This window comes from Leifsonia soli (assembly GCF_013408745.1).
GTDB classification, from domain to species: Bacteria; Actinomycetota; Actinomycetes; order Actinomycetales; family Microbacteriaceae; genus Leifsonia; species Leifsonia soli.
This window is the reverse complement of sequence record NZ_JACCBJ010000001.1, coordinates 284,041-309,038: the sequence shown is the minus strand read 5'-3', so window position 1 is coordinate 309,038 and position 24,998 is coordinate 284,041. Positions and strand designations below refer to the sequence as shown.

Genomic DNA, 24,998 nt, shown 5'->3' with positions numbered 1-24,998 from the left:
GGTGGTCAGGCGTCGGTGTCGGTGTGGGTGGGGCGGAGGGGGTGGAGGCGGGTGAACTGGGTGACGTGGTGGGGGCCGAGTTCGGCGCGCCGGGAGGTGGAGAAGCACCCCGGTGTCTCCCTCGAAATCGTCCCTGTCGACGCGCTGACCGTGCTCGAAGGACGCCGGGCCGGCGAAGAGCTGGTCCAGCGCGGCGCGAACCGCCGCCCGGACGCGGTGTTCGCCGCCAACGACCTCGTCGCCGTCGGCCTGCTGCAGGGACTGTTCATCAACGGCCGGATCCGCATCCCCGAGGACATCTCGCTCGTCGGCTACGACGACATCATGTTCGCCAGCGCGTCCGTCGTTCCCCTCACCTCGATCCGGCAGCCCAGCGCGCTGATCGGGCGGACAGGGGTCGAGATCCTCATCGAGGAGGCGCAGGACCCGGACCGCGAGCCGCGCCATGTGCTGTACCAGCCGGAGCTCGTCGTCCGCGGGAGCAGTTCGGCGGACGCGACGGACTAGCCCGGCCGTCCGTGCGCTCTCCCCGGATCGGCGTGGCCCGCTAGTCTCGACGTGGACACCGCGACGAAGGGGGACGCTCGTGACCGAATCCAAGCTGCGACCGAAGGTGGTGCTGTGGTGGGGCATCGGCCTCGCTGTGGCGGGCCTGCTGTTGAACCTGCTGCTGCCGCAGGTCGGCTACGCGCTGACCGTGCAGGTGAATGCATCGACCCGTGTCGACCAGGGGATGCTCACGGCCTTGAGTGTGGTGCTCGACCTCATCCGACAGACGCTGCTGCCGCTCGGGATCGCCCTGATCGCCGCCTCGGTCGTGATGGCGTACATCGCCGGACTGCTCGGGATGCGCGCGGATGTGGAAGCCGACGAAACCGGCGTCCCGGAGAGCTGACGTGGATCCGTTCAGCGCTCTCGCCCTGACCGTGGTTCTCTCCGGCGCTGCTCTGTATGCGCTGTACTGGGCAGTCCGCCGTGGGGTGGCGGACGGCATCCGGGATGCGCGGGGCGCGTCCACGGACGAGCCGTCGGCCGACACGGCGCAGCGGTGAGCGACGACACCGCACCCCAGATCGGCGCCGCCGACGTTCGCACGGACGGCTGGCGTGTGCTGGCCCTCTTGCCCTCCTGTCGCGCGAGATCGAGGAGTGGGGGCGGGAGTCCGCCGCGGGGTGACTCCCGTGACGGAGGGCACCCGGCCATCCCACGTCGCTCGAGCCTCCGTTTCCGGTCGACACGCGGCGCGTCGTGCCGTATCTCCTCCGGTTCCGCCCGGGCGCGAAACGGAGGACCTCCCGCCCGACACGCCGCCGCCGAGCCGGAGACGGAGGCGATCCCTGCCCGTTCGGCGCGAATCGCCTCCGTTTCCGCCCCGGCGGGCGAGGGACGGTGCCGATACGACGAAGGCGCGGCGCCCGTCGGGGGACGGGGCCGCGCCCTGGTGCTATCGCTGCGCTCAGCTCTGCTGCTGCGCCGCCTTCAGCTCGTCGTACTGCTTGCGCACCTCGGTCATGTCGAGGGCGCGGATCTGCTCGATGAGGTTCTCGACGGCCTCGCCCGGGAGGGCACCGGCCTGCGAGAACAGCGGGATGCCGTCGCGGTACGCGACGAGGGTCGGGATGGACTGGATACCGTAGGACGCGGCGAGCGCCTGCTGGGCCTCGGTGTCGATCTTGCCGAACGTGATGTCGGAGTGCTGCTCGGACGCCTTCTCGAAGATGGGGGCGAACATGTGACATGGGCCGCACCAGTCGGCCCAGAAGTCGAGCAGCACGATGCCGTCGGCGACGGCCTGGTCGTGGTTGGTCGACGTGATCTCTGTGGTTGCCATGCAGGGTGAAACGCAAGCTCACCAGGCAGTATTCCGGCTCAGCTCCCCCGCCGACCTGTGAAGACGGTGAATGCGAGCGGTACGACCGACGCGATCATCAGCACCGACCCCAGGGTCGCGTCCGTCGCGTGCACGATCGCGCCTGCGATGATCGCGCCGCCGAACACGACCGCCGCGACCAGGCGCCGCGCGGCGCGTTCGAGGCGGCCGACCCGCTGTTCCAGCCGCGGCGAGGTGACCGCCACCGTGCCGTCCTCCACCCGGGTGATCAGCGCATCCACTCGCTTCGGCAGCCCCCAGGCGATCCCGGCGATCTCGATGGCCTGCTGGCCGAGGTCCTGCAGGAGGTTGCCGCGCTCGTCGCGCAGCAGCTGGGCCGCGTACGGCTCGACCGAGTCCCAGAGGTTGAACGACGGGTCGAGGGCGCTGCACACCCCTGACGTCAACGACATGGCCCGGATGATGAGGAGGAAGTTCTCGGGCAGCTGGAACGGAAGCGAGCGGACCACGTCGCCGAACTCGACCGCGAACTCGCGGAACTCGCGCGGATCGACCTCGCGCAGCTCCGCGAAGCCCATGCCGCCGAACCGGGCGAACAGGTGGGTCATCGCGCGTTCCAGCTCGGCCGTGTCGGCAGTGGGGAGCAGGACGCCGATGTCGCGGATCGCATCCACCAGGCCCTTGCCGTCGCGGGAGGCGGCGGCGATGAGCAGCTTGCGGAGCCCGCTGCGCGTGCCGGAGGGGACCTCGCCCATCATGCCGAAGTCGACGAAGGTGAGCACCCACGGGCGCTCCCCCGCGGCCGCGGGACGCGGTGTCACGAAGATGTTGCCCGGGTGCGGGTCGGCGTGGAAGAAGCCGTTGCTGAAGAGCTGGTCGAACATGACCTCGGCGAACACCGGGGCGACGTCGGCGGGATCGATGCCGGCGGCGCGCAGCGCATCGGCGTCGGTGATCTTGATCGCCGTGACGTCCTGGAGGGTGAGGACGCGGCGGGTGGTCCGCTCCCAGACCACCGCGGGGACGGCGACGCGGTCGTCGCCGTCGAACTCCTCGGCGAAGCGCTCGGAGTTGGCCGCTTCGTGCAGGTAGTCGATCTCCTGCAGGCTGGTGCGCGCGAACTCCTCCACCAGCGCCGGGGCGTCGACACGGTCGGAGACCAGCCGGACGTGGCTGAGCCAGCGGCCGACTCGGCGCAGGGCGGCGAGGTCGACATCCACGATCGTGTCGATGCCGGGACGCTGCACCTTGAGGACGACCGCGTCCTGCCCCGTCTCCGCCGCCACCTCGGCGGTGAGCCGGCCGCGGTGCGCCTGCCCGAGGGATGCGGCCGCCACCGGTGTCTCGTCGATGTCGGCGAACGCGCTCTCCAGTGAGACCCCGAGCTCGGCCTCGGCCAGCGCCCGGATGGCCGGGAACGGCACGGCGGGCACCTCGTCCTGCAGCCCCTCCAGCTCGCTGGTGATCTCCGGCGGCAGCACGTCCAGCCGGGACGACATGAACTGGCCGACCTTGATCATCAGGCCGCCCAGCTCGACGGCGAGGCCGTGGAACCGCTGCGCGAACCGCCGCATCCGCTTCGATCGGGTGCGCGCGGCGACGCCGGCGAGACCGATGCGCGGGAGGACCAGTTCGTACCACCAGGTGACGGTGAGGTTCCATCCGGCGAACCGCAGGATGCGGCGATAGCGCGCACGGGTGGCCGGCGTGCCCGCCGGAGCCTTCGACGGCGCGGCGGGCGCCTCGTCCGACGTCACTCCCGTCAGCCCTGGGCGAGGATCGCGTACAGCTTCCGCCGTGCCTCGTCGAGCACGGCGGCGGCCTCCTGGACCTGCTCGGGCGTTCCGCTGCGGTGCACCTGCGCTGCCGCCTGCGCGAGTTCGGCGCCGGCCTTCGGGAGGTTGGCTCCGCGACGTTCTCCGGTCGTTGCTCCGGAGTCGCTCGCGCCGGTCTGCCACGGGGTGGACGCTTCGGCCGCGGCGACCTCGCGCCCCGCCTCGGTCAGCGCGTATGTCTTGCGCCCGTTCGACTCCTCGGCCGAGATGAGCCCTTCGTCGGCGAGCAGCTGCAGGGTCGGGTAGACGGACCCGGCGCTCGGCTTCCAGCTGCCGCCGCTGCGCTCCTCGATCTCGCGGATGATCTGGTAGCCGTGCATCGGCTTCTCGCTCAGCAGCGAGAGGACGGCCGCGCGGACGTCGCCGCGGCCCATGCGGGTGCCGACCTTCTTCTCGAACGTCGACCGCAGCTGTTCGAACGCCTGCCACATGGCGTCCGGGTCCATGCGGGCGCCGAACCCGCCGGTGGGGAATGAGGTGGACATGAGAGCCTCCCTGATCAGGTAGCGATACTCAACGATATATCGTTGAGCTGTGAATGAGAAGGAGAAGGGAGGCTAGATCCTTCACGGTGTCATCGTCTCTTCTTCAACGCGCAACGCCGCCGAAATACCGCCTTCGTAGCCTGGTCTCATGACCTCGTTCACGTTCAGGGAATGCGCACACTGCGGCGAGCAGCATCCCGTGCTCGCGGACGGCCGCACGGCGATCCACTTCACGGGGTCGGGCGACCGCTGCGCGGGCTCCGAGCGACGCGCGCATAACGAGGGCGTGACCGCGCAGCAGGCGCGCGTCATCGAGGCGGAGTTGCGCCGGGCGCTTCGCCAGGTGATGCGGCAGCAGGCGTCGTAGCGAGGTTGCTTCTCCGGTCTAAGAAGCGATGGCCTCGACCTGCTCGAGGTACCTGTCCGCCAGGCGGTTGTCCAGCCACACCGTCCCAACGACGAACTCCGATCCGACTGCGGCCGAACGATGCTGTTCCGCGTCGGTGTACTGGGCCGCGAGAGCCGTTATCGCCTTCTCCTGACCCGCCGGCACGCGCGCGATACTCGTGATGATGCCGCCGTCGCTCGGCCCGCGGGGGCTGAGCCATGCGCATGTGACCTCGGGGTGGACGGCAGCAGCGAGCTCACCATGACCGAACCCGTTCGTCGCCAGCGGCGTCTCAGCCAGCCACGACGGATTCAAGGCCAGTCCCATCGCCGTCAGGTCTGCTTGCGTCGCTTCGTCGACCATCGCTGCGCACTCGGGCAGCGCTGACGGCGCACCCGTGGCGGTCGGAAGGTCCGTCGCCGTCGCCGTCGATGCGACCGGCGGCATGGACGACCCGGTCGCGCCCGAGGTCGTGGCGCTGCATCCGGCGGTGACCAGGAGAACGGCGGCTGCTACAACGGTGACAAGGGCACGTGCTCGCATGACCACAACCTAGCAGTGGAGCTGAGCGCACCCCGTCCAGCGCGTCGTGGGTCAGCGCCCGCCAGCCTCCGCCGTCGCCCGGATGCCGACCGCCGGAAGCAGGATGTCGTCGAGCACGCGGAGCAGGAACGCCCGATCCACGGGCTTGCGGAGCACCAGCACGCGATAGGCGGCCATCGAGGGGGCCAGGATGGCCAGCTGCTCGATGTCCACGTCGGCGGGGATCTCGCCGCGGTCGACGGCGCGCTGCAGGAAGATGCGGTTGATCGAGGCGCGCGGCTCGACGATGGCCGCGTTCACGGCGTCGGCGAACTCCGGGCTCTGCGCGAGCATCGACACCAGGCCGGCCATCACCTGGAGCTTCTTCTCCGCGTCGACGATCGTGTGCGGCTTCATCATGGCGACCAGGTCGCCGCGGAGCGTGCCGGTGTCGGGCAGGGACGCCGCGTCGACATCCACCTTCTTCATGCACGCGACCGCCTCGATCACCAGGTCGGCCTTCGACGACCAGCGGCGGTACATAGTCGCCTTGCCCGCCTTGGCGCGGGCGGCGACCATGTCCATCGTCATGCGGTCGTAGCCGACCTCGGCGAGCACGTCGAGGGCGGCGTCGAGGATCTCCGGGTCGCGCGAGTGGTCCCGCTTGCGCCCGAGCTTCGTCGCGGGGGCTGAAGTTTCCATCGATGACAGTGTAGATGAATTTCTGAACAAAAGAGATCCGGAACTAGTTGGTTTCGTATATGCTGTCCTCCATGCCACAGACCTCCCCCTCCCTCTCGCCGTCCTCTCCGGCGGCGCCGGCCCCCTCCACCCGCCGCTGGTGGACGCTGGTCACGGTCGCTCTCGCCCAGCTCATGGTGGTCCTCGACTCGACGGTCGTGAACATCGCGCTCCCCTCCGCACAGGCGGACCTCGGGTTCTCCAATGCGGACCGCCAGTGGGTCGTCACCGCGTACTCGCTCGCCTTCGGCAGCCTCCTGCTGTTCGGCGGGCGCATCTCCGACCTCATCGGCCGCAAACGCGCGTTCATCATCGGCCTGATCGGCTTCGCGGGCGCCTCGGCTCTCGGCGGCGCGGCCGGCACCTTCGGGCTGCTCGTGGGCGCCAGAGCCCTGCAGGGAGCGTTCGGAGCGCTGCTCGCCCCCACCGCCCTGGCGGTGCTCACCACGACGTTCACCGTGCCGAAGGAGCGCGCCCGCGCGTTCGGCATCTTCGGCGCGATCGCGGGAGCGGGCGGCGCCGTCGGCCTGCTCCTCGGCGGCGTGCTCACCGAGCAGCTGGACTGGCGCTGGAACCTCTACATCAACGTCGTCATCGCGCTCGTCGCCGTTGCGGGAGCCGTCGTCTTCGTCACGACCGCGCCGCGCACCGGCCCGCGTCCGAAGCTCGACGTGCCGGGCACCATCCTCGTCTCGGCCGCCCTGTTCTCCCTCGTCTACGGCTTCTCCAACGCCGAGTCCGACGGCTGGGACTCGCCGCTGTCGTGGGGCTTCCTCGCCGCGGCGGCCGTGCTGCTCGTGGCGTTCGTCCTCTGGCAGCGCCGGGCGACCCATCCGCTCCTGCCGCTCCCCATCGTGCTGCACCGCAACCGCGCCGCCTCGTACAGTGCGATCCTGATCGCCGGCGCCGGGATGTTCGGCATCTTCCTGTTCGTCACCTACTACCTGCAGGCGACGCTGAAGTTCACGCCCATCCAGACCGGCCTCGGCTTCCTGCCCATGATCGTGATGCTGGTGCTCGCCGCCCAGCTGTCGACGAACATCTTCGTGCCGCGGTTCGGCCCGAAGGTCATGGTGCCGATCGGCATGACCATCGCCGCGAGCGGGATGGTGTACCTCACGCACCTCGGCGTCACCGCGAACTACGCGGCCGACCTGCTCCCGCCGCTGATGATCCTCGGCTTCGGGATGGGCTCGACGATGCCTGCTGCGATCCAGACCGCCACGCTCGGCGTCGACCGCCACTACGCGGGTGTCGCCTCGGCGATGGTGAACACCAGCCAGCAGGTCGGCGGCTCCATCGGAACGGCGCTGCTGAACACGCTCGCCGCGACGGCAGCGACCGACTACGTGGCCTCGCACCTGCCGCCGACCCCGCAGGTGATGGCGGAGGCCGCCGTGCACAGCTACGCGACGGCGTACTGGTGGGGCGCCGGGTTCTTCGCCTTCGGCGCGGTGCTGACCGCCTTCCTGTACCGCCGGCGGTCGGCTACGGCGACCCCGGCCGCGGGCGGCGCGGGCAGCAGCGACTCGGCCGACGTGCCGGAGCCGGTGGTCGCGCACTGACGGGCGCGGGCGGAGACGCCGAGCAAAAGAGGTCGCGTCAGACTGCGCCCAGTCCTTCGCGCAGGAGACGAGGGTCAATTGCTTTCACCTGGGCAACGGGAATGCGGGCGATCGTTTCTCTCCATTGGCCACTCGTCCCGCTGAGAGATAGGTCGAAGCACATGAATCCCGCTTCGATCAGCACTGAGTTGGCCGCGATCGTGAATGCGATTCCCTCAGACAAGTGGACGTTCCAGCGTGGCAGCTCTGGTTGAGCGAAAAACCTCCGACCAGAGTCGGCCCACGGCGGATTCAACGCAACGTCCGACGTAAATGATCCACGGTAGAAACTCGAGTCGATCTCCGCGACAGTGAGAGTTCGCCCGCTGCCGCCAGTCGACACCAAACTTCCGAAGTCTACAGGATCCGCGTCTTGGCCCACGAAATCCGACTCGATGTGGAGGACGACTCCATTGCACAATTCGACTTCCCACGAGGCACCAAGTGGCTGATGATCATAGGAGAGTCCGTGAAGGTCGGTCTCCATATCAGGGTGCCCCAATCTCCTCATCGTCAGCCAACACTTCTTCTAGACTCGAGCCCACGCGGGGCTGGAAGGCGCCTGCTGCTGCGTGGACACCGGTTGCCCCGCCAACGTCAAGAACCGGCGCTGGCGCCGGGTGCCGGCGCGCATGAACTCCTGCGCACGCTCGGACTGAAGACATCCTTGGGCTGAGCGACTTGTGAGCCGCGCATTCTCGTCGAAGACCTCGCTGTAGAACGCCAGAATGGCGTCATCGATACCCTGCTGGTTTCCCACACGCCATCCTCCCCTGATGAACCCCGGCTAGGTCAACCCTTGCGCTCGTTCGCGACGGCACCCGTTGCTTGCCTTCCTCTACTCTCTTGCCTGCCTCGAAGTCCAGAGCGAGATCGCTGCGTAAGCTGCAGGCATGCCGATGTCTGAGTACGTGCAATCCATCCGCGCCCGCATCGGAAACGACTTCCTTTTTCTGCCCGCTGTGACCGCAGTCATCCGCGACGGCGAGCGGTTTCTGTTAGCGCGCGATACAGGCGAGCACTGGAGTCTCATTGGAGGCGGCATCGAACCGGGCGAAGAGCCGGCGGACGCCCTTGTTCGCGAGGTCCTCGAAGAGACAGGTGCCGAAGTCCGGATCACGGGACTCGTGGGCGCCTATGGAGGCGAACAGATGATGAGGACCTACGGAAACGGTGATCAAGCCGGCTACGTCACCATCGCCTACGAGTGCGAGTTGCTCACCGCCGCAGCACCGGACATGGAGGAGATCTTCGAGCTGGGCTGGTTCGAGCGCGCCGCGATCGCGGAGCTTCCCCGACAGAAGTGGATCGATCGGGTCATCGCGGACGCGCCCGTGTAAGCGCGCGACTGCTGTCGGCGGAGTCGAGTCCGATGGACACCGTCAGGATCGGCACCGCTCGTTGAGCGGGCTCGTAGGCTGTCAGCATGGGTCTGCTTGCGCTGCTCGCTCGGATCAACGCGGCGCACCCGTGGTCGCACAACGATGCCTACGCTCGGTTCGTTCTGCGGAATGCCCGAGCGGTTCGCCGCCGCGGCGGTACCACGGCGCTGGATGTGGGCTGCGGGACGGGCAATCTGCTGGTCCGGCTCTCCCCAGTGCTCCCTTCGGCCGTGGGTTTGGAGCCCGACGGCGACGTTGCGGCTATCGCGGTTCAACGCTTCCGCGAGTCCTCCAACGTCCGTATCGAACAGCGCCATTTCGGCGTTGAACCAGCCCAGGCATACGACCTGATCGTTTTCGCCGCCTCACTTCACCACATGCCCTTGAGTGCAGCACTCAACGCGGCCCGGACGTCGCTCAGACCGGGTGGACGCCTCGTGATCATCGGAGTGGCGAAGGAGACCCCGGATGATGCCCTGCGCTCGTGGATCTCACTGCTCCTCAATCCGATCGTCGGGCTGATCCGCCACCCACAACGAGCGCACCAGACACCGCCGCACCTGCGGGCTCCGACGGCAGAGGCCGACCAGTCGTTCGACGAGATCCGCGCGATCGCCAGCGCCTTGCTTCCCGGCATCCGGATGCGGCGCCGTCTTTTCTGGCGGTACACCGCAGTCTGGGTGAAGGAACCAGAGCACTACTAGCGCTTCGAGGAGCGGATCAACCTCTTCCCATCCTCAGTCGCGCAGGAGGGCCTCGTGGAAGACGTCGATGTTCGAGCTCAGCACACCACGGCAGCTGCTGGCCCATTCGACGGCGGCGCGAGCGTGGTTGCGTCGCCCATCGCTGAGGCGTTCGTCGATGGCGTTCGCCCCCTCGATCCGGATGATCGAGTCCTGGCACGCGAAGATCGCCTCGATCAGAACATCGGCCGGCAGTTCAGGGTCGTAGCCCCGCGCGAGTTGACGCAGCCGCCGCGCTTGATCCGCGACCGGCACGTTTCCCGTGGCGTAGATGCACCAGCTCCATCCCGCATAGCCGATGTCTTCCATCGGGTCACCGGGATGGACGCTGTCCCAGTCGATCAGCGCCACCGGCATCCCGTCCGCCATGACGACATTGAAAGGACCCGGGTCACCATGGACCAGACACTCGGCGCCGGACGCAAGTGGGATGCCACGGCTGAACTCGTGAAGTTCGCGCAGGATTCCTCCGACGACCGCATAACAGCGCTCGTCGCGCTGCGAGGGGTGATCGGTGGTCGCCCCGGGGATGTAGGCGAAGGTATCGCGGCCTTCCGCGTCGATGCCGAGGTAGGTGGGCGCCCATGCGATGCCCGCGGTGTTCAGGGTGCGAAGAACCTCGCTGGCGAAGTCCGAACGATGGTCGCGCGGACGCCGAACCGTTCGGCCGGCTTTGACGACGCCATCGGTCGTGTTCCCGCCGGCCAGCAACTCCTCCATCGGCCCCCGATCCTCGCCACGAGCATACGGCCACGCACCCCCAGGCGTCCTGTTCGTCTCCAACGAAATCGGCTTAGGGCGGGTCGATGCTCTCTCGCCTGCAGAAGCGCTGCATTTCCGTCGCACCGGAGAGGAACAGCTTCGGAAGGGTCGACTCCTCGAACACCGCGCGGCGACGCTGGCGGTTGGCGCGCGTGTTGCGGAGGATGTACTCGATCATCGACCAGGACAGCCTGTCCCTCGTACCCTCAAGACCGCCGACCCGTCTGGACATTGGCTGCAAGGTGCGCCGGTAGTATCGCGCCAAGCTCACCGAAGTGGAGATGTCGACGACGATGAGACCCGTTGCGCGCTGGAGACGCCGCGGCATGAGCTTCGAGTAGTTCCCCTCGATCACCCAGCGATTGCCGCGGATAGCCGAATCGTGCAGCTCGACGAACTCTTCATCCGGTCGGTGGTGCCACTGCGAACCCGGCACGTGTCGATACTGGTCCAGATGAACGACCGGCAGCCCCAGGCGCTCACCGATCGCGGTCGCAAGAGTCGACTTCCCGCCACCCGACTGGCCGATGATGCAGATCCTTTCGCCCAGATCAGCAAGCCGCATCTTTCAACGTTAGGCCACACGGTCAACATCTGTCTCGGCCGGGATAGGCCACGGCCCTTCAGATCACGGGCACCGGCTTGGCGCTCCCGCGGCTCGACCCGCTACGTCGGGCTGCGCCCCACCCGCTCCCCCGAACACCGGCCCTCGCTGCGCTCGGGTCAGCGCCCGGGGCCCCTCGCGCGCGGGGACCCCCATAGACAGCAGCGAGTAACGAAAGAGCCGGTGGGCATGACGGTCGCTTTGCGACCTCATGCCCACCGGCTCTTTCGTTACGTCGGGCTGACAGGATTTGAACCTGCGACCCCTTGACCCCCAGTCAAGTGCGCTACCAAGCTGCGCCACAGCCCGCTGTCACCGCGCTGAACCGAGGCTCCTCGCGAGGCAACTCGACCATCCTACCGTGTCTGTGAGGCGGCTCGCGCACGCCCCGGTCAGATGTCCTTGGCCACCCAATGGATGAGTTTCGGAGAGCCGAGCGTGCCGCCGAGCTGGCAGTCCACGATGACGCCCCCAGCCCCCTCGACCGGTGGCTGGATCGAATAGGCCACGACCGCGTCCCAGGTGCCGTCGTCCCGTTTCGTCGGCGGATGCGCTGGATCGTACGGGCTCATCACCGAGTCCGGCGCCTGCGTGCCGTACACCTTCTGGGCAAGCACCGCGCACGCCGTCCATGCGGTCAGGGCGTCGAGCGGATCGTCCGGCGACGCGGTGGCCGGAGCCGGAGTCGCCGTCACCGTCGACGTAGCGGTCACTGTCGGCGTCGGCACGTCTCCCGCACCCGCCGCACACCCGGCCAGCGCGAGAAGGGACGCAGCAGCCCCGGCCGCCAGCGTCACCGCTTTCCATCGGTTCATCGTTCCCCCAGAGTCTGTCGAGCTGCAACGCGCAGCAACGCAAGCCTAGGGATCGTGCGCCCGCCTCGGTGTCACGATCCGATCACGGGTGTTCTTTCGTGCCGGCAGGGATGCTGCACGCCACCCGAAGGCACGCGCATCCCCGCCGGCACTGCGCCGTCGCGCCGGCCGAATGCCGGCGCGGACGGGCGCCCGGAGCGCCCCGCCCCGCAGCGGGTGTCCAGGTCTGAGTCGGCGACGGGACGCGAGTGGGGGGAGTCAGCGTCCCGCCGCCGAGCTGGTGTCAGTGGCCGGAGCCGCCGATGATCTGGTCGACCTCGTCCTGGCTCAGCGGAGTCCAGGGCGACGAGTCGGGGTTGGCGCTGGCGGCCTCCGGGCTGTCGCCCTGCGTCCACCACTTCGCCTCGTAGGGCACGCCGTCGAAGAGGACGCGCTGCCCCTTGTCGTAGGCGCCGGTCCCCGTCCACGTCGGGTACGTCCCGGCCGGGAGCGTCGGCTGCGGGATGGGCGTCTCGCCCGGCAGCACCGGGCCGACGAGCTCCCACGGCGTCTCCCACGCGTTCAGCACGGGGTTGTCCGGCACATCGCCCTTGGTCCACCACTTCGCCTGGTACACGTTGTGGTGCCAGACCACCTTGGTGCCCTTGAGGTACGAGTTCTTCGACGCCCACACCGGGTACGGCGAGTGGGCGGGGTCGTCGGCGGTCGCCGTGGAGGTCGGCTCGGCCGTCGTGACGGCGCCCTCCCCCAGCGCGATGTGCCCGTCGAAGCCCTTCGAGAGGACGCCGGCGAACGACTTCTTGCCCTGGTTCACACCACTGCAGGCGTCGGACACGACGGTCACGTCCACGTAGTTCGATCCGCAGGTCTTGTCACGGTTCGCCGACCACATCGACATGCGGCCCAGGCCGTTGGACACCGCCCAGCTGTTGAAGGATGCCGCATCGGCGAGGGTGAACACCTCCCCCTCGGTGTCGTTCTGGCCGATCATCGGGGTGGCGCCGAGCTTCGCCCACAGGCTGGGGTCGCTCTGGTGCAGCTTCGCGCGGTCGTAGAGAATGCCGAGCTGGCGCTGGGCGGCGGAGACGGCCGACTCCGCGGCCTTCGCCATCGAGGTCTTCGCATCCTTGGCGTCGCCGAAGTCCATGGTCATCACGTTGACGCCGGCGATGTCGACCTTCGCCTTCAGCATGGCGGCGATCGCATCCGTGCCGTCCGAGGTCATGCCCGTCGGCGCCACCGGCAGGGTCAGCCAGACGGCGAGGCTCTTGCCCGCGGCGCGGCGCTCCTGCTGCAGCGCGGCGATGGCCTCGGCCCGGCGAGCGGCGGCGTCCGTGTCGGTGATCCCTGTGCCCTCGAGGTCGAGGTCGATCGTGCCGATCTTGTAGCGGTCGACGACCGACGCGTACGCGTTCTTGAGCGCGGAGGGGTCGACGCAGTGCACGGCCAGCTCGTCGTTCCGCTGGCCGCCGAACGACACCGCGACCGTTCCGCCCTGCTGCTGCAGGCGGGCGATGCGGCGGTCGAGGTCGAGCGAGCCGCGCGCCTGGTCGAGCGAGTAGGCGCCGCCCCAGCTCGGGGCGCACGGGTCGGACGGGGACGAGACGACGAACGAGAGGACGGCGTCCTTCGTCGTCGTCCCTCCCAGGTTCTCGAACGCGAACCGGGGCGTCGCCGTCACATCCACGTACGAGGCGAACCACGGCTTCGCGTCGACCGCCGCGCGGGCGCTCCACCACTGGAGGCCGACAGCGCCGGCGGAGACCACGACGATGGCGACCAGAGCGGCGCCGATCACCCGCCACGGCGACAGGCGGCGGCCGCTCGCGGCCTCGGGAGCCTGTGCGCGCTCGACGGCGTCCGCCGAGGCGTTCTTGGATACGCGAGCCATCAGGCGGCCTGCCTCTCGCCCGAGACGGACTCGGCCGGAGCGGACGCGGTCACGGCGGCCGCCGCCTCGGAGCCCTCGGCCCCGAGCGTCCCGTCGTGCGCGGATCCGGCGGAGGCGCTGGCGGCGACCGTACCCTCGGCGACCGCACCCTCAGCACCGGGCACGGACGCCGCGGTGTCGTCTGCCGGAACCTCGACGACCGCGCCGACGCGGGCGAGGTGCGGAACCTCGCCGCCCGCGTGGCCGTGGTAGAGCACGGAACGCCAGTCGATGGATGCGGTCTGCGGCGCGGCCTCCTCGGTCGAGCGGCGCCGCGACTTGTCCACGTACAGCGGCTTCGTCATCCCGATCCAGATGTCCACGATCGTGTTCCAGATGCCGATGTATGCGACGATCGCCCAGATCGCGAGGGTGGCGTTGAACGCGGCGAACGCGGCGTTGCCCCAGTTCTGCGCGTTGACGTCACGCCACAGCGTGAACAGCGAGAAGGCGACGATCGCGAGCGGCGCGATCACGTACAGCAGCGGCGAGGCCGTGCGGTTCTTGACCTTCGGCGTGCGGGCGAACGGGATCTTCTTGCCGGTCAGCGACTGCTGGATCGACTTCAGCACCCCGGCCAGGTTGACCGGGAGCAGGATGAGGTTGAACCCGTAGATCCGGAAGATGTCGGTGGCCTTGTACCCGCTGTAGCGGAGGTCGGCCGCCTGGCTGATGAAGTACGGCAGCGCGGCGAGCAGCACCATCGGGCTGAGCAGCCGGCCGTCGTACGGGTAGGCCAGCAGGAAGATCAGGCCGAAGCTGGCCCAGCTGATCGACGCCATGTAGTTGACGCGCAGCAGCAGCTCGATGCGGGAGACGGTCTCGCCGCGGCGCTTCCGCTCCTTCACCTGACGCCACAGCTTCGGGAGGATGAGCAGACCGCCGTTCGCCCAGCGGCGACGCTGCACGATCAGCGAACCGAAGTCCGGCGGGGTCGCCGAGTAGCTGAGGCGCTCGGGGTAGTTGGACAGCGTCCAGCCGTGGGTGCCGAGGTCGATGCTCGACTCGGTGTCCTCGATGACGGTGCGGTCCTGGATGTACCGGCGCACCTCGAATCCGCCGACGAACTCCGTCTCGACGATGTCGTCGAGGGCGCTCTTGCGGATCACCGCGTTCGCGCCGACCCAGAACGTGGCGCCGTAGTACGACTTGCCCTGGTGCAGGATGTGCTGGATGTCGGTGGTCGCGCCGGCGAGACGCTCGATGCGGGTGCCTGCGCCGCGGAACGAGGAGTACGGCGTCTGCGTCACGGCGACGCGGGCGTTGTCGGGCTGCTGCAGGAAGTAGGTGAGCCGGAGGCAGTACTCGCGCAGCAGGATGGAGTCGGCATCCAGGGTCAGCAGGAAGTCGCTGTCCGGGATCTCGATGTCCCCGGCGCGGCGCTGGCCTGCGGCGACCGGCGTGAGGATCTGCCCCTCCGGCGTCTCCTCGACGCGGTAGGTGCCGCCCATCAGGCCGATGTACGCGTTGAGGTTCATGGCCTTGTTGGCCTCGTGCGACAGGGAGGCCCACTTCTTGCGCTCGAACACCGCGAGGTCGGCGTCGAACGTCCACGACAGACGGCGGTAGAGCTGGGCGACGCGCTTGCTGGTGAGGGATGCGCCCTCGGCGATCGCCGCGGAGACGGCCTCGCCGGTCAAGGCCAGGTCGTCGCCCAGGGCGCGGAGCACCTGGTCGGCGAAGAAGACGTCGACGTGGTCCTCGATCGTGTGGGCGTCGGCCTGGGCGTGCAGCCACTGAGCGGCCCACCGGTAGTGGTCGGCGAGCTCCAGCGCGGATTCGTCGGTCGCGTACACGCCGGTGTCGCCGAGCTCGTACCGCATCAGCGCGTCCGAGAAGCGGAAGCGCGGCTCCGCCAGCGTCGCGCTGATGTCGTGCGCGAGGTCGCGGGTGGCCTCGAGGCGCTCCCGCACGGCCGGGTCGCTCGGGTCGGGGTTGTCGTCGAGCAGCAGCACGACGCGCTTGGACGGGAACTCCTGCAGCGCGGCGGAGAGCAGCGTCATCCTCACCACCTCGGGCTCCTCCGCGTACGACGGGACGAGCACGGTGATCGACGGCTGGTTGTCGGCGAAGTGCCGGTCGAGCTCGGCCCGCGGGACGCGGACGTGCTTCTGGAAGCGCTGAAGCGCTCCCTGCCGGGCCACCAGGTACATCAGCGCCGAGAAGGTGAGGAAGGTGACGACGACCGTGTAGCCGATGGCCTCCATCGTGAAGCGGAAGTTCTGGCTGCCGCTGTCGATGAACTGGCGGATGATCGTGGTGACCACGTAGATCGCCCAGAAGAGGACGGTCAGCACGATGGCGACGCGGCTCCAGGTGATCTTCCGGTCCGACGGTTTCGGGTGGACCGTGGGGAGCGGTTCTGTGCGCTTCTCGGAGCCGAGCTGGCGCTTTCGGGCAGGGGTGTATGCGGTAGCAGAACTCATGATCGGGTATGCGTCCTTCAGAAGACGGGAGCCCGGCCCTCGGGTGGGCACGGTCGGGTGGCTCCCGGTTGTCCACACTAGTGAGGACAAGCCGGGGTACAAATACCCCCCTTAGGGTCGCCCCTCCTTTGGGGTGGCCCGTCTGTCGTCTTTCTCAGAACGGGAGGGTGTGTCGCGCTTGCGCGGCATCGTTCCCATGCATATGCATCGACCCTCGGAGGGGAGTTTGGCGGGGTGGCGGCGGGGTGTCGGAGGGTGCGGTCTAGGCTGGCCGCATGCCGTCGCAGCCGTCACCGCAGCTGTGGCGGGGGCGCAGTCCGGCGGCCACCGCCCTTCTCCTGGTGGGTCTGCTGGCCGGCGTCCCGGTGGCCCTGGCGCTTGGGATCGTGCTGGCGGCGCTCGGCCTGGTCGGCGGCGTCCTCGTCGCGATCGGCTGGCTGCTGTCCGTCGCGGCGGCCTGGGCCTGGTACGCGGTGCAACGCGGGCGGCGCATCCCGTATCCGTTCGGCGCACCACCACCGACGACCCGCCGCGCCAGGCGGATGGCCCTCAGCGGACTGTACCTGTCGCTCGTGCCCCGCACCGTCGGTGGCATCGCGCGGGTCGCCGGGTGGCTGCTCTCGCCGCTCGCCCTGCTCGTCTCGCTCGCCGGGCTGGTGCTGCCCCGCTGGCGGGCCAAGCCCTACCTCGCGGTGTTCACGCTGCCGTCGCTGCTGCGCAAGGTGGTGAACCTCGGCCGCAGGCGCGGGCTGCTGCGGGACGGGCACGACGCCGTCCTGACCGGCTACGACGACTTCCTCGGGCGGGCCTTCCCGCTCATCCGCGACGTGCTGGACTGGTGGAACGACCCGCTCGCCGGTGACGACTATGTGCCGACGCCGGGCATTCCCGACGTGCCGGCCGGGCTGCTCGGTCTCCCGCTCGGCCCCTCCCCCGATCCGCTCGGGCAGCCCGGCATCGCGGCGGGCGCCATGCGCCGGCGGTCGATCCGCTCGCTGCGGGATGTGCTGCTCAGCCAGCGCGAGATCGACGACCTGTGCGACCCGGACCTCGACGACCGCGCCGACGTCGCCACGGTGCGGATCGTCGAGGTGCCGCCCTCCGCATCCACCGGCCGGCGCTGGATCGTGCAGTTCGCGAGCACCAAGTCCTGGCATCCGCGCGCCGGGGCAGCGCCCAACGACCTCACCGCCGATCTGCTCATCGGAGCCGGGGACGAGCCGACGATCACCCGGGCGTCGCTGACGGCGATGCGGGAGGCGGGCATCCGCCCCGGTGAGCCGATGCTGCTCGCCGGGTTCAGCCTGGGCGGGATGGTGGCCGCCCAGGTCGCCGCGTCGGCCGTCGCCGAGGGACTCGATGTCACGCACCTGGTGGTCGCGGGCTCCCCGCTCGGACGCATCGCCGTGCCGCCGACGGTCAGCGTGCTCGCGCTGGAGCACGTGCTCGACCCGGTCCCGCGGATCGAAGGGCGCGAGAACCCGCTCCGCACGGAATCCGGCGCCCCGTTCCTGACGGTGAAGGCGCGGCCGCCGCTCTCGCTCGGGTTCCGCATCGGAGCGCTGCATCAGTCGACCGCCTACGCGGACACGGCGGCGATGATCGAGGCGGACCCGCCGGATTCTTCCGTCGCCGCCCTGCTCGCCGGGCTGGCGCCGTTCTTCGCGCCGGGTCAGCGCATCCACGACCGTGCTGCCGTGCGGGCCGGCGGGCTGCCTCCGCGTCCGTCCGTTCCGCTGTACCTGCACAGCACGGTCGACGAGGGGATCACGCGCGGGACGCTGCGGCAGACGGTCCGGCGGCTGCCTGGCGTGATCGCGGTCGACGTCTACCAGTCGCCCAGCGGGTTCGCGACGACGATCCTGTGGAACGCGGACATCCTGGTGCGGGAGCTCGACCCGTGGCTGGTCGCCGCGGGACGGACCGCGGTGTATCGCGGGCTGCTGTCGCTCCTGGCGCGGCGGAGGGCGGTCGGCATCCACCTGCGGCTGCAGGCGCGGTCGACGCCCGGGATCACCTGGGAGGCGACGGTGCAGCGGCTCTCGGACGGCCGCTGGCGCGAGTCCATCGACATCACACTCGACGACCGCGCGGACCCGGACATGGTGCGCCGGCTGTTCCCGGCCGAGACAGGGCCGGTCACGGTCGTCCACGACCCCGACGCCTTCGACCCCATCCTCGACGTCGCCCGCCAGCGCTGACCCCGACGTCGCTCCCGCCCCACCGTCGAGTCCGCACAAATTGCACGCTGCGGGGCAGTTTTGTGTGCAGTTTTTGCGTACTCGACGGGGGCGGGGCTAGCGCTTGCGCTTCTCGCGGACGCGCATGTTGAGGACGATCGGAGTGCCCTCGAAGCCGTAGACCTCGCGGAGGCGACGGATGATGTACCTCCGGTAGCCCGGGTCGAGGAATCCGGTCGTGAACACCACGAATGTCGGCGGGCGGCTCGACGCCTGCGTGCCGAACAGGATGCGCGGCTGCTTCCCGCCGCGGACCGGGTGCGGATGCGCGGCGGTGAGCTCGGCGAGGAACGCGTTGAACTTGCCGGTCGGGATGCGCGTGTCCCACGAGTCGAGCGCGAGCTCCAGGGCGGGGACGAGCTTCTCGAGGTGACGCCCGGTGCGCGCGGAGATGTTGACGCGCGGCGCCCAGGAGACGTGCGCGAGGTCCTGCTCGATCTCGCGCTCCAGGTAGCGGCGCCGGTCGTCGTCCAAGAGGTCCCACTTGTTGAACGCGAGCACGAGCGCACGGCCCGACTCGAGCACGAGGTCGATGATCCGGACGTCCTGCTCGCTGATCGGCTCGCTGACGTCGAGGACGACCACGGCGACCTCCGCCTTCTCCAACGCGGTGGAGGTGCGGAGCGACGCGTAGAAGTCGGCGCCCTGCTGCAGGTGGACGCGGCGGCGGATGCCGGCCGTGTCGACGAACCGCCAGATGCGGCCGCCGAGCTCGACCTGCTCGTCCACCGGGTCGCGGGTGGTGCCCGCGAGCTCGTTGACGACCACGCGCTCTTCTCCGGCCGCCTTGTTGAGCAGCGACGACTTGCCGACGTTCGGGCGGCCCAGGATGGCCACCCGTCGCGGGCCGCCGACCTCCTGCTTCGCGACCGCCGATACCTCGGGCAGGGCCTTCAGGAGCTCGTCCAGCAGGTCGGCGACACCGCGGCCGTGCAGAGCGGAGACGGGATGCGGCTCGCCGAGCCCCAGCGACCACAGCTCGGTCGCATAGGGCTCCTGGCGCGCGTCGTCGACCTTGTTCGCGGCGAGGAACACGGGCTTCTTGGTCTTGCGGAGCAGGCGCACGACGTGCTCGTCGGTCGAGGTGGCGCCGACCGTCGCATCCACGACGAAGAGAACGGCGTCGGCGAGGTCGATGGCCACCTCGGCCTGCGCGGCGACGGACGCGTCGATCCCGCGGGCGTCGGGCTCCCATCCGCCGGTGTCCACCAGGGTGAACCGGCGTCCGTTCCACTCGGCCTGGTACGACACACGGTCGCGGGTCACGCCGGGGGTGTCCTCGACGACGGCCTCGCGGCGGCCGAGGATGCGGTTCACGAGCGCGGACTTGCCGACGTTCGGCCGCCCGACGATCGCGAGCACCGGAAGGGCCGGGAGGTAGGTGATGCCGTCGACGTCCTCGCCGGCGACCTCGAGGATGTCGAGGTCGCTCTCGTCGAGCTCGTACTCCTCGAGACCGCTGCGCAGCGCGTTGGCGCGCTGGACGGCGAGTTCCTCGTCGAGCGCGGAAAGCCGGGTGACGAGGTCGTCGTCGCCGGTCGGCTCGTTTTCGATGTCAGACATGTGCTGCTTTCTGTACGACCTGGATGACCGCGTCGACGGTCTGGTCGAAGTCGAGGTCGGTGGAGTCGACGGTGGTCACACCGTCCGCGGCGTTCATGAAGTCGACGACACGGGCGTCGGCCTCGTCGCGTCTCCGGAGTGCCTCGCCGACGTGGGCGGCGGAATGGCCGGCCAGCTCGGCGGAACGCCTGGCCATTCTAACGGCTTCGTCGGCGGTCAGCAGGATGCGCACCGGCGCATCCGGGCAGACCACCGTCGTGATGTCGCGCCCCTCGACGACGATGCCGTCGCGGTCGGTCTTCCGGATGATGCCGCGGAACAGCCCGGTGAGGAACGCCCGCACCTCCGGGACGCGGGCGATCGCGCTGACGACGGCGGTCACCTCCGGGGTTCGGATCGCCTCGGTCACGTCGGTGTCGCCCACGTACACGTGGGAGGTGGCGGGGTCGGTGCCGATCCGGTAGTCGAAGTCGGGGAGCGCGTCGATCACCGCCGCGGCGTCGGTGGGGTCGACCTGCCGCTCCACGACGTACCAGCTGAGCGCGCGGTACGCGGCGCCGGTGTCGAGGTAGGCCCAGCCGAGCCGCCGGGCGGCCGCCTTGCTCACGCTCGACTTGCCGCTGCCGGCCGGTCCGTCGACCGCGACCACGATCGTCTCGGTCATCCGGTGATCCTCCATCCCCGTTCGGTCAGGTCTTCCACGGTGCGGTGCAGCACCTCGGGCAGCACGGCGATGTCGGCGAGGCCGAAGGCGGCGCCGGGCGAGTGCTCCAGGCGCAGGTCCTCCATGTTGACGCCGAGGTCGCCGAGCTCGTGCAGCAGGCGGGCGAGCTCGCCCGGGCGGTCCTCCACCATCACCACGAAGCGCGAATATTTCCGGTCCTGGCCGTGCTTGCCCGGGAGCCGGGACACCCCGATGTTGCCGCCGGCGATCTCCTCCGCGATGGTGCGGCGGGCTCCGGCGGCGTCGACGTCGCCGAGGGCGACCAGCACGCGGTCGAGGTCGTCGCGGTAGGCGCGCAGGATCTCGACGATGGCGGGCGCGTTCGCGCCGAGGATCTGCACCCACAGTTCCGGCTCGCTGGCGGCGATGCGAGTGACATCGCGTACGCCCTGACCCGCGAGGGCGAGCGCCGCGTCCGGTGAGTCCGCCAGGCGCTTCGCCATCAGGGACGAGACGAGCTGCGGAGCGTGCGAGACGAGTGCGACGGCGGCGTCGTGCTCGGCCGCATCCATCTCGACGGGCGTGGCGCCGAGGTCGAGGATGAGCGCCTCGACGAGGCTGACGGCCGCCCGCGGATTCTCGGGCCGAGCGGCGACGACCCAGGGCCGCCCGATGAACAGGTCGGCGCGCGCCGACGATGGACCGCCGCGCTCGCGCCCGGCCAACGGGTGGCCTCCGACGTAGCGCGCCAGGTCCACCCCGGCGGCCTGCAGCTCGGAGAGCGGTGCGACCTTCACGCTCGCGACGTCGGTGACGACGGCGTCGGGATGCGCGGCCAGCTCGTCCGCGACGACCGTCCCGGTGAGGTCCGGCGGCACCGCGACCACGATGAGCGACGGCTCCGCTCCCCCGTCGTCGAGCCGGCCCGCCCCATAGTCCGCCGCCAGCCGCAGGTGCGCGGGCGACGCATCGGCGAGCAGCACGTCGACGCCCCGGGCGCGCAGCCCGAGTCCGACGGAGGCGCCGAGCAGCCCCGCGCCGACGACGCGGACGGGGCCGGAGAGGCGGGCGGAGATGTCAGTCACCCGTCCACCTTAGCCAGCGCGTGCCGCCCGTTTTCGCACTCGATCGGTCTGGGAGGAGGCTCCGGCGATATCCGTCGCGGATCCCCTCCGTTTCCGGCGTGCCCCCGGCGCGCCGCGGGAGGATTCCTCCCTTCGCCGCAGCCGAGACGGATGCGCGCGAAAGGAGGAGTTCCACGGCGACACGCCAACGACGTGCAAGGAACGGAGGTCGCTGCAGCGCGCACCCGCCGAACATCCTCCGTTTCCGCGGCGGCCGTCCGCTACGAGCCGGACGGCCGGTTCTCGCGCGAGATCGTCAGCAACCGGCCGAGCTCCGCCGCGGTCAGGTCGCGCAGCTGTCCGGACTTCAGCGTCCCGAGGTGCAGCGGGCCGAACTGGCGGCGCACCAGTTCGACGACGGGATGCCCGACCTCGGCGAGCATCCGCCGCACGATGCGGTTGCGGCCCGAGTGCAGGGTGATCTCCACCAGCGAGTCGTCGCCGCGGGGGTTCGACTGGAGCAGCTTGGCCTTGTCCGCGGCGATCGGCCCGTCCTCCAGCTCGACCCCCTTCGTCAGCCGGCCGATGGTCTGGGGCGTGACGACGCCGCGCACACGCGCGATGTACGTCTTGGTGACACCGAACGACGGATGCGCGAGCACGTGCGCCAGCTCGCCGTCGTTGGTCAGGATGAGCAGGCCGGAGGTCTCCGCATCCAGCCGCCCGACGTTGAACAGCCGCTCCGGATAGTCCGCGGTGAAACGCGACAGGTCGGGCCTGCCCTGCTCGTCGCGCATCGAGCTGACCACGCCGACCGGCTTGTTGAGCATCACGTAGCGGCGGGAGGTGTCCAGCTGGACCGCCGTGCCGTCCACCGCCACCTGGTCCACCAGCGGGTCGACGCGCGTCCCGAGCTCGCGGACGACCGTCCCGTTGACCGTCACGCGGCCCGCCACGATCATGTCCTCCGATACCCGGCGCGACGCGACGCCGGCGGCCGCCATCACTTTCTGCAGGCGCTCGCCCTGCGCGGAATCAGCGGACATCGCCCTCGAACCCGTCCGCACCGTCGGCGAGCAGCGGCGAGATCTTCGGCAGCTCGTCGATGGAGTTGATGCCCAACTGGCTGAGCAGCAGGTCGGTGGTGCCGTAGTTGATGGCGCCGGTCTCGCTGTCGGTGAACAGCTCGGTGATGAGGCCGCGGCCGAGCAGCGTCCGCACCACCGAGTCCACATTCACGGCACGAATGGAGGCGATGGCGCCGCGGCTGATCGGCTGCTTGTACGCGATCACCGCCAGGGTCTCGAGCGCCGCCTGGGAGAGCTTGGTCGGGTTCTGCTGCAGCACGTAGTCGGCGACGACGTGGTCGAACTCCTCGCGGACGTAGATACGCCATCCCCCGCCCACCTCGCGCAGCTCGAAGCCGCGGCGGACGCCGCCGCCCTCTCCGTCGAAGTCGGCCACGATGGCGGCCAGGGCGGCGCGGACGCGCTTCACCGGTGCTCCGACGGCCGTCGCGAGCGTGACGACGCTCATCGGCTCGTCGGCCACCATCAGGATCGCCTCCAGCGCCCGCTCGATCTGCGCGTCCTCGACCGGCGCGGGGACCTCCGTCGTGTCGGTCACCTCGGTGGTCTCTCCGACCTCCGTGGCCTCGGCCGTGTTCTCAACCGTCATAGTCGGCTCCCAGATTCGACAGGTTCTCTTCCGACCAATGCTCGGCCGTCCATCTCAGTGTCAGCTCGCCCAGCGGCTCCAGCTGCTCGAAGGCGATCGCCGCCCGCCGGTACAGCTCCAGCACCGCCAGGAACCGCGCGACGACGACCCCCTTCTGCTCGGCGCCGGCCACCAGCTGCCGGAAGCTCATCGGCTCGCCGTGGCGCAGCATCCCGACGACGACGGCGGCCTGCTCGCGGATGCTGACGAGCGGAGCATGCAGGTGGTCGAGCCCGACGACGGGGACCTCCCGCGGCGTCATCGCGAGGGTGGCGAGCGCCGCGAAGTCGTCGAGGCTGAGCGTCCACACCAGTTCCGGAGTGCGCTGGCGGAACTTGTCCTCCAGGCGCACCAGCCGGGCGTGACGGGCACCCTCGGCCTCGAGCCGCTGGGCGAACCAGGCGGACGCCTCCTTGAACGCGCGGTACTGCAGCAGCCGGGCGAACAGGAGATCCCTGGCCTCGAGCAGGGCGACGTCCTCCGCATCCACCAGCTCCCCCTGCGGCAGCAGCCCGGCCACCTTCAGGTCGAGCAGGGTCGCGGCGACGAGGAGGAACTCGCTGGCCTCGTCGAGGCTCTCGTCGGTGTCGAGCTGGCGGAGGTACGCGATGAACTCGTCGGTCACGCGGCTGAGCGAGATCTCGGTGATGTCGAGCTCGTGCTTGGTGATGAGCGAGAGCAGCAGGTCGAACGGTCCCTCGAAGTCGCCGAGGGAGACGCGGAATCCTGCGGACTCGGCCTGCGCCGCGTTCTCGGGCTCGGTGATCTCAGGCGACGGCGCCACGGAACACCAGTTCCCGCGCCAGCTGGCGGTACGCCTCCGCCGCCTGGTGCTCGGGCGCGAACTGCGTGATCGGGGTGGCCGCGACCGAGGCGTCCGGGAACTTCACGGTGCGCGAGATGACCGTCTCGAGGACGCGGTCGCCGAACGCGTCGACGACGCGCTCCAGCACCTCGCGCGAGTGCAGCGTGCGCGAGTCGTACATGGTGGCGAGGATGCCGTCCAGCTCGATCGCGGGGTTCAGCCGCTCGCGCACCTTGTCGATGGTCTCGATGAGCAGCGCGACGCCGCGCAGGGCGAAGTACTCGCATTCGAGCGGGATGAGGACGCCGTGGCTGGCGGTGAGGGCGTTGACGGTGAGGATGCCGAGCGACGGCTGGCAGTCGACCAGGATCACGTCGTAGTCGTTCGCGACCTTGCGCAGCACGCCGGCGAGGATCTGCTCGCGGGCGACCTCGTTGACGAGGTGCACCTCGGCCGCGGACAGGTCGATGTTGGCCGGGATGATGTCGAGCCCGGGCGTCGACGTGGTCTGGATCGCGCCGTGCACGTCCGCGTTGCGGTTCAGCAGCAGGTCGTAGATGGTCGTCGCGTCGTGGGTGTGCGCTCCGAGACCCGCGGACAGCGCGCCCTGCGGGTCGAAGTCGACCGCGAGGACACGGCGGCCGTACTCGGCGAGCGATGCGCCCAGGTTGATGCTGGTCGTCGTCTTGCCGACCCCGCCCTTCTGGTTGCACAAGGCGATGATCTTCGCGGGGCCGTGCTGCTTCAGCGGAGCGGGCACCGGGAACGCACGGAGCGGCCGACCGGTGGGTCCGGGCTTCGGGGCGATGGATGCGGCATCCATGCCCGGCAGCTCGGTCTCGACCTCGTCGTTGCGCGTCACCTGGGTGTTCCTCGTC

25 protein-coding genes and 1 tRNA gene are annotated in these 24,998 nt (G+C 69.7%); 8 read left to right on the top strand and 18 right to left on the bottom strand.

Going from position 1 to position 24,998, the window contains the following annotated elements; all coding sequences use genetic code 11:
• Positions 1–51: 51 nt before the first annotated feature.
• From BJ963_RS01455 to BJ963_RS01445, 3 genes are all read left to right on the top strand, one after another.
• Complete coding sequence (locus BJ963_RS01455; protein WP_343037208.1) at positions 52–507, top strand: substrate-binding domain-containing protein; 456 nt, start codon at positions 52–54, stop codon at positions 505–507.
• A gap of 79 nt (positions 508–586) precedes the next feature.
• The gene (locus BJ963_RS01450; protein WP_179454087.1) at positions 587–895 is read left to right on the top strand and encodes a hypothetical protein; all 309 of its coding nucleotides are present in this window, start codon (positions 587–589) and stop codon (positions 893–895) included.
• A gap of 1 nt (position 896) precedes the next feature.
• Positions 897–1,052, top strand: coding sequence for a hypothetical protein (locus tag BJ963_RS01445; RefSeq protein ID WP_246298411.1), 156 nt, complete (start codon positions 897–899; stop codon positions 1,050–1,052).
• A gap of 404 nt (positions 1,053–1,456) precedes the next feature.
• Here BJ963_RS01445 and trxA read toward each other — a convergent pair whose 3' ends face one another.
• The 3 genes from trxA to BJ963_RS01430 are packed head-to-tail and all read right to left on the bottom strand — an operon-like array spanning position 1,457 to position 4,151.
• A complete protein-coding gene (trxA, locus tag BJ963_RS01440; RefSeq protein WP_018190217.1) occupies positions 1,457–1,831 on the bottom strand; it encodes a thioredoxin in 375 nt (124 codons plus the stop codon).
• A 38-nt stretch (positions 1,832–1,869) separates the two neighbouring features.
• Positions 1,870–3,588 (bottom strand): AarF/UbiB family protein, encoded by a 1,719-nt coding sequence (locus tag BJ963_RS01435; RefSeq protein ID WP_179454083.1) that lies wholly within the window; start codon positions 3,586–3,588, stop codon positions 1,870–1,872.
• A 5-nt stretch (positions 3,589–3,593) separates the two neighbouring features.
• Positions 3,594–4,151, bottom strand: coding sequence for a PadR family transcriptional regulator (locus BJ963_RS01430; RefSeq protein WP_179454081.1), 558 nt, complete (start codon positions 4,149–4,151; stop codon positions 3,594–3,596).
• Positions 4,152–4,299: 148 nt separating this feature from the next.
• Here BJ963_RS01430 and BJ963_RS01425 point away from each other — a divergent pair, with 148 nt between their 5' ends.
• The gene (locus BJ963_RS01425; RefSeq protein ID WP_179454080.1) at positions 4,300–4,518 is read left to right on the top strand and encodes a hypothetical protein; all 219 of its coding nucleotides are present in this window, start codon (positions 4,300–4,302) and stop codon (positions 4,516–4,518) included.
• A gap of 18 nt (positions 4,519–4,536) precedes the next feature.
• On the opposite strand, the gene BJ963_RS01420 is transcribed toward BJ963_RS01425, so the two are convergent.
• Both BJ963_RS01420 and BJ963_RS01415 read right to left on the bottom strand, forming a co-directional pair.
• Entirely contained in the window at positions 4,537–5,082 is a 546-nt protein-coding gene (locus BJ963_RS01420) for a hypothetical protein (RefSeq protein WP_179454078.1), read from the bottom strand.
• A gap of 51 nt (positions 5,083–5,133) precedes the next feature.
• Complete coding sequence (locus BJ963_RS01415) at positions 5,134–5,763, bottom strand: TetR/AcrR family transcriptional regulator (protein ID WP_179454076.1); 630 nt, start codon at positions 5,761–5,763, stop codon at positions 5,134–5,136.
• 71 nt (positions 5,764–5,834) lie between these two features.
• Here BJ963_RS01415 and BJ963_RS01410 point away from each other — a divergent pair, with 71 nt between their 5' ends.
• The 3 genes from BJ963_RS01410 to BJ963_RS01400 all read left to right on the top strand — a co-directional run bounded on the left by BJ963_RS01410 (position 5,835) and on the right by BJ963_RS01400 (position 9,492).
• Positions 5,835–7,367 (top strand): MFS transporter, encoded by a 1,533-nt coding sequence (locus BJ963_RS01410; protein ID WP_089916839.1) that lies wholly within the window; start codon positions 5,835–5,837, stop codon positions 7,365–7,367.
• A gap of 938 nt (positions 7,368–8,305) precedes the next feature.
• Positions 8,306–8,746 carry an NUDIX domain-containing protein gene (locus tag BJ963_RS01405; protein ID WP_179454074.1) on the top strand — a complete coding sequence of 147 codons (441 nt, stop codon included), beginning with the start codon at positions 8,306–8,308 and terminating at the stop codon, positions 8,744–8,746.
• Between the two features lie 86 nt (positions 8,747–8,832).
• The gene (locus BJ963_RS01400; protein WP_179454073.1) at positions 8,833–9,492 is read left to right on the top strand and encodes a class I SAM-dependent methyltransferase; all 660 of its coding nucleotides are present in this window, start codon (positions 8,833–8,835) and stop codon (positions 9,490–9,492) included.
• A gap of 33 nt (positions 9,493–9,525) precedes the next feature.
• Here BJ963_RS01400 and BJ963_RS01395 read toward each other — a convergent pair whose 3' ends face one another.
• From BJ963_RS01395 to BJ963_RS01370, 6 genes are all read right to left on the bottom strand, one after another.
• The gene (locus BJ963_RS01395; protein WP_179454071.1) at positions 9,526–10,251 is read right to left on the bottom strand and encodes an aminoglycoside phosphotransferase family protein; all 726 of its coding nucleotides are present in this window, start codon (positions 10,249–10,251) and stop codon (positions 9,526–9,528) included.
• A gap of 73 nt (positions 10,252–10,324) precedes the next feature.
• Positions 10,325–10,858, bottom strand: coding sequence for an AAA family ATPase (locus BJ963_RS01390; protein WP_179454069.1), 534 nt, complete (start codon positions 10,856–10,858; stop codon positions 10,325–10,327).
• 274 nt (positions 10,859–11,132) lie between these two features.
• Positions 11,133–11,206, bottom strand: a tRNA-Pro gene (locus BJ963_RS01385).
• A gap of 83 nt (positions 11,207–11,289) precedes the next feature.
• Entirely contained in the window at positions 11,290–11,694 is a 405-nt protein-coding gene (locus tag BJ963_RS01380; protein WP_179453683.1) for a hypothetical protein, read from the bottom strand.
• A 301-nt stretch (positions 11,695–11,995) separates the two neighbouring features.
• Positions 11,996–13,603: a chitinase gene (locus tag BJ963_RS01375; protein WP_179454067.1), complete on the bottom strand. Its 1,608-nt coding sequence runs from the start codon at positions 13,601–13,603 to the stop codon at positions 11,996–11,998.
• On the bottom strand, positions 13,603–16,068 hold the full coding sequence (locus BJ963_RS01370; RefSeq protein WP_179454065.1) for a glycosyltransferase family 2 protein: 2,466 nt from the start codon (positions 16,066–16,068) through the stop codon (positions 13,603–13,605). The genes BJ963_RS01375 and BJ963_RS01370 overlap by 1 nt, the downstream gene beginning before the upstream one ends.
• A gap of 275 nt (positions 16,069–16,343) precedes the next feature.
• Here BJ963_RS01370 and BJ963_RS01365 point away from each other — a divergent pair, with 275 nt between their 5' ends.
• Positions 16,344–18,269 carry a hypothetical protein gene (locus tag BJ963_RS01365; RefSeq protein ID WP_179454063.1) on the top strand — a complete coding sequence of 642 codons (1,926 nt, stop codon included), beginning with the start codon at positions 16,344–16,346 and terminating at the stop codon, positions 18,267–18,269.
• Positions 18,270–18,365: 96 nt separating this feature from the next.
• Here BJ963_RS01365 and der read toward each other — a convergent pair whose 3' ends face one another.
• The 7 genes from der to BJ963_RS01330 form a co-directional block, all read right to left on the bottom strand.
• Positions 18,366–19,871: a ribosome biogenesis GTPase Der gene (gene der, locus BJ963_RS01360; protein ID WP_089912942.1), complete on the bottom strand. Its 1,506-nt coding sequence runs from the start codon at positions 19,869–19,871 to the stop codon at positions 18,366–18,368.
• Complete coding sequence (gene cmk / locus BJ963_RS01355; RefSeq protein ID WP_179454061.1) at positions 19,864–20,535, bottom strand: (d)CMP kinase; 672 nt, start codon at positions 20,533–20,535, stop codon at positions 19,864–19,866. The genes der and cmk overlap by 8 nt, the downstream gene beginning before the upstream one ends.
• On the bottom strand, positions 20,532–21,620 hold the full coding sequence (locus tag BJ963_RS01350; protein WP_179454059.1) for a prephenate dehydrogenase: 1,089 nt from the start codon (positions 21,618–21,620) through the stop codon (positions 20,532–20,534). Before BJ963_RS01350 ends, cmk begins: the two co-directional genes overlap by 4 nt.
• 260 nt (positions 21,621–21,880) lie before the next feature.
• A complete protein-coding gene (locus BJ963_RS01345) occupies positions 21,881–22,645 on the bottom strand; it encodes a pseudouridine synthase (protein ID WP_179454057.1) in 765 nt (254 codons plus the stop codon).
• A complete protein-coding gene (scpB, locus tag BJ963_RS01340; RefSeq protein ID WP_179454055.1) occupies positions 22,635–23,276 on the bottom strand; it encodes an SMC-Scp complex subunit ScpB in 642 nt (213 codons plus the stop codon). Before scpB ends, BJ963_RS01345 begins: the two co-directional genes overlap by 11 nt.
• Positions 23,266–24,099 carry a segregation and condensation protein A gene (locus BJ963_RS01335; RefSeq protein ID WP_343037207.1) on the bottom strand — a complete coding sequence of 278 codons (834 nt, stop codon included), beginning with the start codon at positions 24,097–24,099 and terminating at the stop codon, positions 23,266–23,268. The genes scpB and BJ963_RS01335 overlap by 11 nt, the downstream gene beginning before the upstream one ends.
• Positions 24,083–24,982: a ParA family protein gene (locus tag BJ963_RS01330; protein ID WP_089912958.1), complete on the bottom strand. Its 900-nt coding sequence runs from the start codon at positions 24,980–24,982 to the stop codon at positions 24,083–24,085. The genes BJ963_RS01335 and BJ963_RS01330 overlap by 17 nt, the downstream gene beginning before the upstream one ends.
• Positions 24,983–24,998 lie beyond the last annotated feature (16 nt).

What these genes read in the sequence shown, in the direction of transcription:
- BJ963_RS01395 (WP_179454071.1), bottom strand. Translation starts at nt 10,251, where the DNA reads ATGGAGGAGTTGCTGGCCGGCGGGAACACGACCGATGGCGTCGTCAAA.
- cmk (WP_179454061.1), bottom strand. Translation starts at nt 20,535, where the DNA reads ATGACCGAGACGATCGTGGTCGCGGTCGACGGACCGGCCGGCAGCGGC.
- BJ963_RS01375 (WP_179454067.1), bottom strand. Translation starts at nt 13,603, where the DNA reads ATGGCTCGCGTATCCAAGAACGCCTCGGCGGACGCCGTCGAGCGCGCA.
- BJ963_RS01425 (WP_179454080.1), top strand. Translation starts at nt 4,300, where the DNA reads ATGACCTCGTTCACGTTCAGGGAATGCGCACACTGCGGCGAGCAGCAT.
- BJ963_RS01345 (WP_179454057.1), bottom strand. Translation starts at nt 22,645, where the DNA reads ATGTCCGCTGATTCCGCGCAGGGCGAGCGCCTGCAGAAAGTGATGGCG.
- BJ963_RS01405 (WP_179454074.1), top strand. Translation starts at nt 8,306, where the DNA reads ATGTCTGAGTACGTGCAATCCATCCGCGCCCGCATCGGAAACGACTTC.
- trxA (WP_018190217.1), bottom strand. Translation starts at nt 1,831, where the DNA reads ATGGCAACCACAGAGATCACGTCGACCAACCACGACCAGGCCGTCGCC.
- BJ963_RS01410 (WP_089916839.1), top strand. Translation starts at nt 5,835, where the DNA reads ATGCCACAGACCTCCCCCTCCCTCTCGCCGTCCTCTCCGGCGGCGCCG.
- scpB (WP_179454055.1), bottom strand. Translation starts at nt 23,276, where the DNA reads ATGACGGTTGAGAACACGGCCGAGGCCACGGAGGTCGGAGAGACCACC.
- BJ963_RS01420 (WP_179454078.1), bottom strand. Translation starts at nt 5,082, where the DNA reads ATGCGAGCACGTGCCCTTGTCACCGTTGTAGCAGCCGCCGTTCTCCTG.
- BJ963_RS01400 (WP_179454073.1), top strand. Translation starts at nt 8,833, where the DNA reads ATGGGTCTGCTTGCGCTGCTCGCTCGGATCAACGCGGCGCACCCGTGG.
- BJ963_RS01365 (WP_179454063.1), top strand. Translation starts at nt 16,344, where the DNA reads ATGCCGTCGCAGCCGTCACCGCAGCTGTGGCGGGGGCGCAGTCCGGCG.
- BJ963_RS01370 (WP_179454065.1), bottom strand. Translation starts at nt 16,068, where the DNA reads ATGAGTTCTGCTACCGCATACACCCCTGCCCGAAAGCGCCAGCTCGGC.
- BJ963_RS01415 (WP_179454076.1), bottom strand. Translation starts at nt 5,763, where the DNA reads ATGGAAACTTCAGCCCCCGCGACGAAGCTCGGGCGCAAGCGGGACCAC.
- der (WP_089912942.1), bottom strand. Translation starts at nt 19,871, where the DNA reads ATGTCTGACATCGAAAACGAGCCGACCGGCGACGACGACCTCGTCACC.
- BJ963_RS01430 (WP_179454081.1), bottom strand. Translation starts at nt 4,151, where the DNA reads ATGTCCACCTCATTCCCCACCGGCGGGTTCGGCGCCCGCATGGACCCG.
- BJ963_RS01390 (WP_179454069.1), bottom strand. Translation starts at nt 10,858, where the DNA reads ATGCGGCTTGCTGATCTGGGCGAAAGGATCTGCATCATCGGCCAGTCG.